The following is a 10,937-nucleotide window of genomic DNA, read 5'->3' as shown; positions in this document are numbered from 1 at the left end:
CAACTCTAACTTCTATTCAATTTTTTAATAAATTTGTATTTCAAAGAAACATTAACAACTTAAAAATAAATCTCGCTTAATAATGCACAACGGGTTATATTTACTTCTATAGGATGTTTGTTATTATTAGTATTTATTTTGGTAGGTTTATAAAATAAATGAATTTTTTTTAGCTGTTTTGTAATTGCTTTATCTTTTGAAAAAATATTTTTCCATGAAGAACACTTTTTACCATACGAATATAATAATTTAATTTTTGATTTCGATTGAATGCTAAAAACACTATCTGGTAAGAATTGTTCTAATGGAACTTCAACTCCTCTATTTTTTATAAAAATCCCAATGTTTTTGTAGTTTTTTTTATTAGAAAATGTGTTTGCATAAATATCTATATTCTCTTCGGTTGGGTTATAATATGATATTAGAAAAGCTATCTCATTATCATCTATGCTGTCTTGAATAATAATTTTTTCACACTTAATTATTATTTTGGATTCATCATTAATAATATTTTTATTACAGGAAAAAATAATAAAGGAACAAAAAAGTAGTGTAAATGATTTCATAATATATTATAATTTTCCTGCTTTAATTAAATTGAAAGAATTTATCATTTCTTTTTTTCTATTCTTTTAATAGTTTGACGCCAAGTTTTTTCTTTTAAATAATCATCAAAAACATTATAATATAAATATTTTGACAATTTAAGTAGTAGAAAAATTGCTAACAAAATGAACATGAATCGGAGTATTTTATTTTTGTATTTTATATACTTTCTCATTAGTTATTGGTATTGAACCATAAGCTGTTACGAAAGCAATTAAAACTTGGAAGTTTGCCACGTTTTTTGCATTTCCTGTTTCTGATGTTGAAGGCATAATTTTTTTGGTTTTTGAATTAATTTAGCTTTCATATTTATGGCAAGTCTTTAGTTGTTTTTATTCCTCTTTCGCAATTTACATCCATACCTGCTTGTGGATTTTTATTTTTTTTGTAAAATGTTCTCGTCAGTCTTGAAATATAATCTACTGTAATTTCTTCACAGTATTTATTTCTTTCACAAAAATCAAGGGTATTTTTAATTGAAATATCTAAATTTTCTCTACTAGAAATATCTAATATTTGCATAGTATCTTTTTCAATTATTAAAAAATAAACTCTTGAATGTGTTCTTGTTTGAGAAAAACTATAAATACCTTCTTTTAAATCTCCTTTATAATAATTGTTTTGTATGCCGAAGATGTTTAAATGTTTTTTGCCATTGTAATAATCTTTTATTTCATTTTCCATTATGTCTTTGTTTTTTATCAAAAATATAATTAAATCTTTTTCAATTGATTGAAAGGTCAATTTCTTGGTAGATTGACAATTTACATTCATTGATGATAATAAAATAAATAAGTAAATTTTAATATATTTTTTCATAATATTATTCTTTTTTCTTTGCTATATCTTTTAAAATAGTCGAAGATGTTATTTGTGGTGTTAGTTCAGAACCCAAACCAGTTGTTGGTTTTCCAGCCTTTTCTCTAATTTGCATTTTGGCATTATTTGCGTTTGTGTGGTCAATTTCGTGTCCAAAAGTAGCTACAGCAACATCTTTTCCTGTTAAATTATTATCCATGATTGTTTTGGCTCCTTCTTGTTGATATTGTGTCGACCCTGATAAATCAACCTTACCATCTTTTAAATCTTTTACGAAAATGTTCGCAGTACCAACATAAATATCAATTTTTGCTTTATCTACGGTTATGCTACCGTCGCTATTAGTGGTGTAGCCATTTCCTTCACTTCCAATATCTGTGTAACCAAGTTGATAACCTAAACCTGTATTACTATCATTTGTATGAAATTCAACTTCAATTTTTGTTTTTGAAGTTACTAAACTATTAAATCGTGATGCTCCTCTTTCTCCTGAATTTTTTAAAGCATTACCAAATTCTTTATCCTGTGCTGTAGCATATTTCGTGTAAGCACCTTGTCCACCATTTGCGTTTGGGTCATAAACTTGCTGACCTTGAGCATTTCTCCAATCATCGGCTGCTCTCCCATCAGGGTCAACAAATTTTATAGGATTGTTGTAACACATATTATAAGGCGACCAACTAGGAAATTCTTCACTTAATGGGTCTGGAGATATCCATCGTCCTGGTGCATCGCCAATGGGTTGTGCATCTATGTTTAAACTGTCTACTATAATATCTCCTACAATCTTTTTGTTGTTTACGTGCCAACGGCTCGTTCCGATTGTTACAATACTATCAAGGTCGTGAACTTCAAGGTATTTCCCTTTACTTAATGTGGCAACGGGGGCTTTGCTACCATACTTTGCAAATGGATTTCCTGCTTGTATGTTTTTTTCTCGTCTTTCTTTTTCTTCTTTAGATAGTTTTTCTTGGGCGAAGCCCCCTAAGCTCCAAAGAGGTAATATGATAAATACGAGTAGTTTAGTTAGTTTCATACATTGCTATTTGAATTGTAAATTTATATTATTTTTTGATGCTTTTTTAAAATATTATTTTTTTAGTGTGGTGTTTTCATACTTATTTCTTTCGGTTTTTAATGTAATTAGCCAATTGAGATACATATCTTCGGGCATATTGCGGTAACCGATTTCGTGAATGTATGTGTATTCTTTTTCTAAATCAAGAAGCATTTGTTTTGCTTTTTCTTGATTTTGTTCTTTCTTCATTTGTTTTTTGTGGGTTTCGGCTCGAAGAATTAGAGCTGTTGCAAAGTTTGGATAATTTAAAATTGCTGTTTCGGCACATTTTAAAACGAATGTTCCGTCGTTGTTTGGAAATTTTGCGTTGTAATTGTCTGCTAAATCAATTAAAACTAAAGCAATACTTTCTTTGTTATTTAATGCTTTCATATAAACACCATTTCTAATGGCATCGATGTGAACAAACCCCGATGCCATAATCCACGCATCAATTGGAAATATACCACTTGTAAGCTCGGTATTATACCAACCATCTTTTATGCTACGGTGTTTTATGTAAATGTGATTTGGTGCAAGTGCTAAATTGGCTTTTGTTCCTAATTCTTCACAAAGAATTTTATATAAATAGGGTAATGAATGACAATTTCCTTTGTGGGTTTGTAAAAGTTTTGAAACAAATAAATTTTCTCTTGTTTTATGACCAAAAACATCGTTAAAATCATAGCCAAAAGGAATATATCTGTAAATGGTATCGTTGATGTTTACAGGAATAGTGTCGTGCATTACTTGAAAAACTGATGCCCATTTATTAACAGTAGTTTTGTCTTTTTCGTAATATTTCAATTCTCTTTCATTAATGATAGAATTACACAAACTATTTAATGATTTGATTTGTTTGTTTAAAAATATTGTGTCAAGTTGATTATCTAAAAACGCATTTTCAACAGAAAAAACGGCTTTTTTGAAACTATAGTTATTTTCATTGACAAGCATGCTATTGAGCAAAGTGTAGCTTTGCTCAAATTTTTTTTCTTGCGATTCTCTAATTTGTGCGTTGGCACAAAATTTAGAAAAGGAAAATAATAATAGTAGAAACTTATATTTTGTCATTATCTTTTGCTTTTTAAATCCATCTTTCTTTTTGCTTCATTAAGTGTTTTGGTTAGGTGTTGTAAGGTTTCTTTTTCCTTTTCATTATCTTGCTTGTTTTTTTTAGCTTGTAACGAACTTAACCATTTTTCGTATGACTCGGCTGGCATTTGCTGAAAACCTAAATTATCGATTACGTCATATTGTTTGTGCATATTTCTTAAAATCTCAACTGCTTGTGGATAGTTTAAAATTTCTTCTCTACTTTGTTGGTTTGCTGGGTCAATTCCTAATAACTTGACAACATATTTTAAGTGTTCTGTATTAAAATTTGCTTTATTCATATTGGCAGTTATACTGTTTGGGTTTAATTCTAATGCTTTATTGGTTACTTTTTCTACAAATTCATCGTAGCCAAATTTATGAATATAACCTGATGCTAAATCGGTAAAGAATTGCGACAGCAATTCTTTTTTAGTCATATTCTGCATATAAATATTGTTTTGTATTGCCTCTGAACTAATGAAACCGCTATTTAGAATAAATGAAGGTACAGTAAACATTCCATTGGTTAATTCAATGTTATACCATTTTCCTTTATCGTCTTGAAATTTAATATAAGAATGATTTGGCGATTGTGACAAATAGGCAACTGCTCCAATTTGTTCAGCAAGAATTAAGTAGAGTAGAGGCATTGAATGGCATTGTCCGGAATGGGTATTAATTAATTTTGTGACAAACATTTTAGAGTAATCTTTTATACCCATATAATCTTCAAAGTCGTATTTGAAAGGAAGATGTTTTTTATTGTTTGACTTTAGCTGTAAGGTTTCTGAAAAGAACTGGAAAAGGATATAATTTTTTGCAGTATTACTGTTTAAATCATATTTTAATTCTTTCATTGTTGAAAGAATAAAATCTGCGGATTGTTTTATTACTTTGTTAAATTCTTCTTTTTGCAGTTTGTTTTCAAAGTAAGCGTTCTCAATTTTGAAGTTTACATCTTTAATGGAATAGTTTTCTACATTTAAAGTAAGCATTTCGTCAAAAACTTGTCTATAAAATTCTGTTCCTTTTTTGTTGGCTAAACTTGGTAAATTATAGTTTATTGATTTATTTTGATTTTGCTGGTTGATTTCTTTTCTTAGTAGGTTTTGGGCTTCAAGTCTTTGTTGTTGGTTGTGTTGAACTTCTTGAATGATTTGTTGGTTTTGTTGATTTATTCTTTTTTGTTCGTCAGTTCCATAAAAAATAGTCATTGGATTTGGCGGTTGCATATTTGTTGGCGTACCAAAACTATGATTTCCGTAATGCTGAAATTGTGTTGGTTGTGGAGTAGTAGGAAGTTTTACTTGTGAGAAAGTAGCTAATGGAATTAAAAAGAATAAAATTTTTGTAGTCATATCTTTTTCTGCGTAATGTGGGCAAGGGTTTCTGCCAACGGTTTGCGTATTGGCGATGGGCGGGATTTTTAGCACTAATTTTTAATCGAAGAACAAAAGTTGAATTTTGCACTTCCGTTGATACGAAGCCGTTCAGTCCGCCTATTGCCAATACGATGTTGGCGGTTCGCTTTTTTATCATTCTATTTTCTATAAACAAATGAGTTCTCTACATTAGTTATTGTCCGATACCAACTCTCGTCTTCTATAAAAAACAAGTCAAGTAGTTGGTCAATGCTCTCACCTTGTAATGCCGTTTGAACTGCGTTAATTGTTGCTGTCTTTGCATTGTCTGAGTTTGTTGAAAGTTTAAATCCTAACACAAGGCTAAATTCATCGTTTCTTGTCTGTCCATATTGATAAACTTCTTGAATTGTGTCAATACGTTTAAATTGGTCTATAAGTTTTGAGATTACTTTATTGTCTAATGGTCGATTAGGTGTGCCAATTTGAACAGTTGTTTCTTCTTTTATTGTATCAGTCTTGATATTTTCACGATTACGTTCCAACACGAACATAGTCGGCAAGTCGCTATTTATTACAATTCTTTCAATTAAATTTTCTTCGCAAAGTTTTAAAACGTCTTTTGAAGATAATGCGGTGTATTGTGTCGGTTTCTTTGCCCAACTTAACAAAGCATTTTCGTCTGTGAACGCACCTAAAACTTTCAGTCCGTCCAAGTTAAATACACAAGTAAGTTTTAGTGTTGTGTCTTTTTGAGTTGTTGTCTAAGTGTCCGAATTAGAGCCGTCATTTTCTGAAGGAAGAAGTAGAAATGAATTTCCATTCATTAATTCTAAAATAACATTTTTGTAAGTGTCGCCTTGTCCGTTTTGTACTCTGTAAATTTCCAGCAAATCAAAAAGTCTGCTATTGTCTGGATTAGCTGTTGTTATCTTTGCTTTGTTGCTTCCAAAAAGTTTGTCAAATATTCCCATTGTAATTTTCTTGTGTCTTTTTGTCGTCGGTAAAGTGACCGCCAACGTGAGGCGGCTTTGCGTCTGTTGCGAGCTTCGGACCGCCAAATTTTCAGTTAAAGATAATAATTCTTGCGAAAAATAAAGTTGAATTTTGCACTTTTCTCGCAATAGCGCAAAACGGCTGTTAGCAGTAGTACTTTTTTACTTTAAAAATGAATCTAGTTCGTTAAAAACAGATTCGATATCCTCATTTATACGTTTTGAAGTAAAAGTAAATAAAACTACTTTATTCTTTGAAGCATTATTTCGCTTTATGCTATCTATTGTTTGTTGTTTTCTAGTTTTATGATGTTCAAAACCATCAAGTTCAATAAATGCTATTTTCTGATTTTTAAAGTTTACTAATAAAAAATCATACCGAAAGTTGGAAATATAAACACGCTCTGTTATTTCTTCTAGAATCTCTGATTTTGTGCTATAAATATTGTCTTTGTAGGTGAAATAATAAAATTTAGAAGATAAACCACAAACTTCGGGAATTAATGCTGGATTTTCTTCAGAACTATATTTTAGTTTCCAATATTCAACAAATTTTTTTTCCAAATAGCTCGTTGATAATTTTTCGAGGCAGTTAAAAATATTACAATTAAATTTTTCAGTTAATTCTAAATTCACATGTTTTATTGTCCAAGGATTAACAATTACCTTTTCAAGTTCTTTTGATTGAAGATAACTATATTTTCCACTTCTGCCATGATTAATTTCAAAAAATAATTTTTCATCATTTTTGAAACCAAAACTTAATCTATCTATAATTGGACTTTTTCTATCTGCAATAACTTTAGTGTTTTGTAATTTTTGATTAAATCTTTCTAAAGTTAATTTTTTACCATTTTCAGTTATTAGCCAATTTAAAGCGGAATGTTTTTTTTCAAGTTCTTTTTTGTTTTCTTCCGTGACATAGTTTTCATATTTTGGTTCTACAGAATAAACTTTATTTTCTATTTCAAAATTCACTTTTTCTAAAAATTCTGAATGTATTTGTTCAGCTGACCAAACTTTATTTTTTCTAATATAAACATCAATGAATTGTGCAATTTTACCATTCAAAAAGTTTTTTTGAATTTTTTCAAAATTTTCAAATTGTTCACTTGAATTCATTGCGTTTTTTTAGTATTACTGCTAACGTTTGGCGGCTTCGAGAAGTGGCGAACTTCGTAACCGCATATTTTCCACTAAGATACTATTTCTTGCGAAAGAAAAATGTGAATTTAGCACATTTTTCGCCATTTCTTGAAACCGCTGTTAGCAGAAGTGTTTTTATTTAGTTTCACAAAAAACTTTGAGTAACTTCTCTCGAATTGATTCTGGACTTATACAGTTCATAACTGTTTCTTTAATTTTAAGACTGTCTAAAACTTTTCCATCTTTAGAATAGATACTTGATGAAATAACTCCTAACTTTTTAGAGTCACAATCAAATTTCCAGAGAGTAATTTCGTATGCATCTAGTTTTTCAACCCCTTTTTCTATGTTTCTCTGTTTTTCAGAAATTGTTTTTATCCAAGCAGTTTCACTTGTGTTTGGTTTGTAATAGTAAGTTTCACTTTCTGTTTCGAATAAGAGTTTCCAGTCTTGTGAATAAGAAAACGAAAATGTAAATAATGATAATAAGAGTAATATCTTTTTCATGACTTTTATACTGTGGTTGTCTAAATATTTCTGCTAACGTTTCGCCGCTTTGCGTTTGTTGCGAGCTACGTAACGGCGTATTTTCCTGCTAAGATAAGATTTCTTGCGAAAGATAAACGTGAATTTTGCACTTTTCTCGCAATAGCGCAAAACGGCTGTTGGCAGATGCCAGAATATTTTGTTATTTCAAAATTCTGTAAAAAATCCAAACCACAATAAATATTCCGCCTATTATTAAAATTCTGTTTCCTTGCTTTCTGTCATTTTCTGAATAAGCATAAATTTGGTTTCCATTGGGCAAAGTTTTTTTGTAAGTCAATAAATGCCAACCAATAAAAATCCCTAATAATCCGCCAAGAAAAGCACAAATGTAACCGATAATTATATAAACAGTTTGTCCTTGTTCAGGTTTTGACAATTCAATAATTCGCTGTTTTTTTAATTCGTTTATTTCTTCAGATGTAATTTCATTTCCTCTTTTTTTTAGTAATTTATGAGCAAGTTCTACGTCGAACTTATTCCATTCATCACTTTTTTCAATTACGTCAATTAGTTCTTTATTTGAAAAACTTAACAAGTAATAATCATCTTGAATTTCGTTTATTTCAGTTTTTGCTTTTTCACGCAAAATGTCATTTGCTTTTTCAAAGTCATTCTTTTTAATTTTTACGCAATATTCTTTTCCAAATTCGTTATTTGAAAGAATTGGATCAAAATTTACAGAAATATTTTCAATTAAAAATTCAATTTTATTTTTGGTTAGTAAACTTCCAAAATTTGTGGCTTGAATTTCAGAGTTAAATTTCTGAAATATTAAAAATTCTTCTTTCATTAAGTTCAGATTGTTATTTTCTGCGATTCTTCAACTGGTTTCTGCCAACGTTTCGTGGCTTGCAGAAGTTGGGGTTTTGGTTAGCCTTAACTTTCAGTAAATCACTGACCACAAAAGTACAAAACAATGTGTAAGTTCAAGACCAAAACCCCAATTTTTGCAAACCGCTGTTGTATGATGCCGTAATTTATTCAGCATAGTTATTATTTAATATTTCGTCCATTTTAAATATATGTCTTGTAAATTCATAGCTGTATTTAAAACTTTCAAATTCAATCTTATAACCAAATTCTTCGAAATATTCTATTAAATCAATTTTGTCTAATTCAAAATGATTGTCCCACATTGACAAACAAATATTACTGTATAATTTAGGTCTATAGTTAGAATCCCATTTCTTTAATTTTTCAACGTTTGACTTTTCAATTTCGTAGAATTCATTACACGCTATTTTTGCTAAACTTTCATATTTTAAAGAATTTATGACATTTTTGAAATACCCGTAAATTTTCCAAAATTCATTATAGTTTTTATAATTTGCAGGACTACAGTTAAATGATTTAAAAAGCTCGTTGTGTTTTTCTGTAAAATATATTAGAAAATCAATACTTAAAATTTCATTTTTCTTTGAAGTAATTTCGTTAATTGCGTCTGTACACTTTTGATTGATTGTTAGATATTCAATCGTAGATTTAAAGTTGAATTTTTCATCGTCAAAAACATTAAAGTTTACGTAGTAATAATGTTCAATTACTTTTTTAGCATTAAATGAATTGCAAATGTAAATATCAATTATTTCATTGTTTTTTTCTTCAAAAATTAAAGGAATATAAAAGTCGGAATTATTACCAACAAATAAATATCCTGAATTTCTTTTTTTATTTTGATTACAAGTAAAACAATTTGTGGAGCAATTTCCTTTAAAACTATTTAGTTTAGTATTTCCTTTAGATTTAATAAATGTAAAAACTGATTCTATTTTTTCAAGAAAAATTGTTTTTGTTACACCCTGATAGGTTTTATCATCGTCTAATAGCACTTCAAGCATAGATAAACTCATATTACGAAAACTTTCAATAGTTAAGTTTGCCTTTTGTACTTTCATAATTGAATCTATATTAAATTAGACTTGGTTTATTAGACAAGTAAAAATTCTCAATTTCATGAAACGCAGTTTTAATCAATTCCTCTAAAAAAATTTCATGTTTTGAGATTTTTTTACTAATTAAGTTAATTTCATTCTTTAATTTAAAAATATCTTCATCGTTTTCTATATTTTCTGATTTGCTAATATCCTCCTTTTTAACTTCAATTAAAGAATATAAGTGTGCTATTTCTGATTTAGTTTCATCTACGCACTTATTATAATATGAGTAATCATTATCCCATAAATCAATAGTTAAATCTCTACTTTTATATTTTTCGTCAATGTATTTATAGAATTTTGAAAAATGTACTTTAACTCTTTTTGAATATTCCTCTCTTTTTAATTTGTCGGTATCTTTTAAATTATGTTTTTCAATACAAGAATAACAGTATATTTTGTTGTTAATGACACCATAAGCTGTGTCAAATATATCTTGAATTTTACAAATTTCACAAGATTGTATTTCGTCGTACATATTGTTTTTTGTTTTGAAATTATTTTGTATTAATTCTTTTGCATTTCGTCGCTCAACGGTATCATACAACGTTCCCACGCTTGGCGTCAGTTGCGAGCTTCGGAACGATTTATTTTCTATCAAAGATAAAATTTCTTGCGAAATATAAACGTGAATTTACCACAAAATTCGCAATTGCGCCAAACGTGTGTTAGCAGTAGTATTTTTAGTAATGCCTTATAAATTTAGTAACTTCGTCAAGTTTCCATTTTCCGTTTTCTCTTTTTATGTATACTAAAAAATGTTTTGCATTATAAATATCTCCTTCCGAGTAAATACAGTTAAAAGCTCCAAATTTCCTATGCTCGTCGAAGCAAATTTTAGAAAACGACAAAACTCCAGTAAGTGCATGTTTAGAGTTCCAGAAACTCTTTTTTATTGAATCACGACTTATAAATAGTTTTGGTAAATATTTAAAATTTGCTTCCTTTTCTAATTTTAGTAAGTCAATTTTCGGTTTTACTTTTTCGGAAATTGTGTCAAAGTGAAGGTTTTTGATTGTTTTATATCTTGCTTTAAATTGTACAAATCCAGGTTTGTCAGTTGTAAGACTATCATAAATTACAATAGTTTTTTGTTTTAAATTTCTTGAAATAGTTTTATTTTCTGTTAGTTTTAAATAAACCGAATCTACAACTGAATTAAAAACAGAATTTAGAGCTATTTCTTCAGTTTCTAAAACACTTTCGTTCTTTTGGCAACTAAAAAATGTAAAGCAAAGTAAAAGTATTAAAATTATGTTTTTCATAATATTACTGCTAACGTTTTGCGGCTTGACGCAGAAGCGAAGCCAGCGAACGAATTAATTTCTGCTAAAGATAAACATTTTCGTGAAAAACGGACTTCAATTTAAGA

13 protein-coding genes and 1 pseudogene are annotated in these 10,937 nt (G+C 28.8%); all 14 read right to left on the bottom strand.

Annotation, left to right across the window (positions count from 1 at the left end; translation table 11 throughout):
* Nucleotides 1–59: 59 nt before the first annotated feature.
* The 14 genes and pseudogenes from Q361_RS12495 to Q361_RS12430 all read right to left on the bottom strand — a co-directional run bounded on the left by Q361_RS12495 (nucleotide 60) and on the right by Q361_RS12430 (nucleotide 10,830).
* Nucleotides 60–566 carry a hypothetical protein gene (locus Q361_RS12495; protein WP_103727070.1) on the bottom strand — a complete coding sequence of 169 codons (507 nt, stop codon included), beginning with the start codon at nucleotides 564–566 and terminating at the stop codon, nucleotides 60–62.
* Between the two features lie 186 nt (nucleotides 567–752).
* Nucleotides 753–878, bottom strand: coding sequence for a hypothetical protein (locus tag Q361_RS13980; RefSeq protein WP_262496238.1), 126 nt, complete (start codon nucleotides 876–878; stop codon nucleotides 753–755).
* Between the two features lie 37 nt (nucleotides 879–915).
* Nucleotides 916–1,425, bottom strand: coding sequence for a hypothetical protein (locus Q361_RS12490; protein ID WP_146047025.1), 510 nt, complete (start codon nucleotides 1,423–1,425; stop codon nucleotides 916–918).
* Nucleotides 1,426–1,429: 4 nt separating this feature from the next.
* Nucleotides 1,430–2,461, bottom strand: a complete 1,032-nt coding sequence (locus tag Q361_RS12485) for an RHS repeat domain-containing protein (RefSeq protein WP_103727068.1) — start codon at nucleotides 2,459–2,461, stop codon at nucleotides 1,430–1,432.
* A 54-nt stretch (nucleotides 2,462–2,515) separates the two neighbouring features.
* A complete protein-coding gene (locus Q361_RS12480; protein WP_245874636.1) occupies nucleotides 2,516–3,556 on the bottom strand; it encodes a hypothetical protein in 1,041 nt (346 codons plus the stop codon).
* Nucleotides 3,556–4,938 (bottom strand): hypothetical protein, encoded by a 1,383-nt coding sequence (locus Q361_RS12475; protein WP_146047024.1) that lies wholly within the window; start codon nucleotides 4,936–4,938, stop codon nucleotides 3,556–3,558. The genes Q361_RS12480 and Q361_RS12475 overlap by 1 nt, the downstream gene beginning before the upstream one ends.
* 182 nt (nucleotides 4,939–5,120) lie before the next feature.
* Nucleotides 5,121–5,684 (bottom strand): annotated as a pseudogene (locus Q361_RS12465) (SseB family protein); the annotation flags it as partial.
* A 21-nt stretch (nucleotides 5,685–5,705) separates the two neighbouring features.
* Nucleotides 5,706–5,915 (bottom strand): hypothetical protein, encoded by a 210-nt coding sequence (locus Q361_RS12460; RefSeq protein ID WP_103727064.1) that lies wholly within the window; start codon nucleotides 5,913–5,915, stop codon nucleotides 5,706–5,708.
* A gap of 183 nt (nucleotides 5,916–6,098) precedes the next feature.
* Nucleotides 6,099–7,058, bottom strand: a complete 960-nt coding sequence (locus tag Q361_RS12455) for a PDDEXK family nuclease (protein WP_103727063.1) — start codon at nucleotides 7,056–7,058, stop codon at nucleotides 6,099–6,101.
* Nucleotides 7,059–7,217: 159 nt separating this feature from the next.
* Nucleotides 7,218–7,589 carry a surface-adhesin E family protein gene (locus tag Q361_RS12450; RefSeq protein ID WP_103727062.1) on the bottom strand — a complete coding sequence of 124 codons (372 nt, stop codon included), beginning with the start codon at nucleotides 7,587–7,589 and terminating at the stop codon, nucleotides 7,218–7,220.
* Between the two features lie 181 nt (nucleotides 7,590–7,770).
* Nucleotides 7,771–8,421, bottom strand: a complete 651-nt coding sequence (locus tag Q361_RS12445) for a hypothetical protein (protein ID WP_103727061.1) — start codon at nucleotides 8,419–8,421, stop codon at nucleotides 7,771–7,773.
* Nucleotides 8,422–8,608: 187 nt separating this feature from the next.
* A complete protein-coding gene (locus Q361_RS12440) occupies nucleotides 8,609–9,526 on the bottom strand; it encodes a hypothetical protein (protein WP_103727060.1) in 918 nt (305 codons plus the stop codon).
* 13 nt (nucleotides 9,527–9,539) lie between these two features.
* Nucleotides 9,540–10,166: a hypothetical protein gene (locus Q361_RS12435; protein WP_103727059.1), complete on the bottom strand. Its 627-nt coding sequence runs from the start codon at nucleotides 10,164–10,166 to the stop codon at nucleotides 9,540–9,542.
* 82 nt (nucleotides 10,167–10,248) lie between these two features.
* Nucleotides 10,249–10,830, bottom strand: coding sequence for a hypothetical protein (locus tag Q361_RS12430; RefSeq protein ID WP_103727058.1), 582 nt, complete (start codon nucleotides 10,828–10,830; stop codon nucleotides 10,249–10,251).
* Nucleotides 10,831–10,937: the final 107 nt, after the last annotated feature.

The sequence above is a fragment of the Flavobacterium croceum DSM 17960 genome (genome assembly GCF_002917885.1).
Classification (GTDB): Bacteria; Bacteroidota; Bacteroidia; order Flavobacteriales; family Flavobacteriaceae; genus Flavobacterium; species Flavobacterium croceum.
The sequence above is the reverse complement of the archived record's forward strand: the minus strand, read 5'-3'. Positions and strand labels throughout refer to the sequence as shown.

Coding starts and splice junctions, on each gene's coding strand:
- Q361_RS12495 (WP_103727070.1), bottom strand. CDS start 566: ATGAAATCATTTACACTACTTTTTTGTTCCTTTATTATTTTTTCCTGT.
- Q361_RS12480 (WP_245874636.1), bottom strand. CDS start 3,556: ATGACAAAATATAAGTTTCTACTATTATTATTTTCCTTTTCTAAATTT.
- Q361_RS13980 (WP_262496238.1), bottom strand. CDS start 878: ATGCCTTCAACATCAGAAACAGGAAATGCAAAAAACGTGGCAAACTTC.
- Q361_RS12440 (WP_103727060.1), bottom strand. CDS start 9,526: ATGAAAGTACAAAAGGCAAACTTAACTATTGAAAGTTTTCGTAATATG.
- Q361_RS12490 (WP_146047025.1), bottom strand. CDS start 1,425: ATGAAAAAATATATTAAAATTTACTTATTTATTTTATTATCATCAATG.
- Q361_RS12460 (WP_103727064.1), bottom strand. CDS start 5,915: ATGGGAATATTTGACAAACTTTTTGGAAGCAACAAAGCAAAGATAACA.
- Q361_RS12455 (WP_103727063.1), bottom strand. CDS start 7,058: ATGAATTCAAGTGAACAATTTGAAAATTTTGAAAAAATTCAAAAAAAC.
- Q361_RS12450 (WP_103727062.1), bottom strand. CDS start 7,589: ATGAAAAAGATATTACTCTTATTATCATTATTTACATTTTCGTTTTCT.
- Q361_RS12430 (WP_103727058.1), bottom strand. CDS start 10,830: ATGAAAAACATAATTTTAATACTTTTACTTTGCTTTACATTTTTTAGT.
- Q361_RS12485 (WP_103727068.1), bottom strand. CDS start 2,461: ATGAAACTAACTAAACTACTCGTATTTATCATATTACCTCTTTGGAGC.
- Q361_RS12445 (WP_103727061.1), bottom strand. CDS start 8,421: ATGAAAGAAGAATTTTTAATATTTCAGAAATTTAACTCTGAAATTCAA.
- Q361_RS12475 (WP_146047024.1), bottom strand. CDS start 4,938: ATGACTACAAAAATTTTATTCTTTTTAATTCCATTAGCTACTTTCTCA.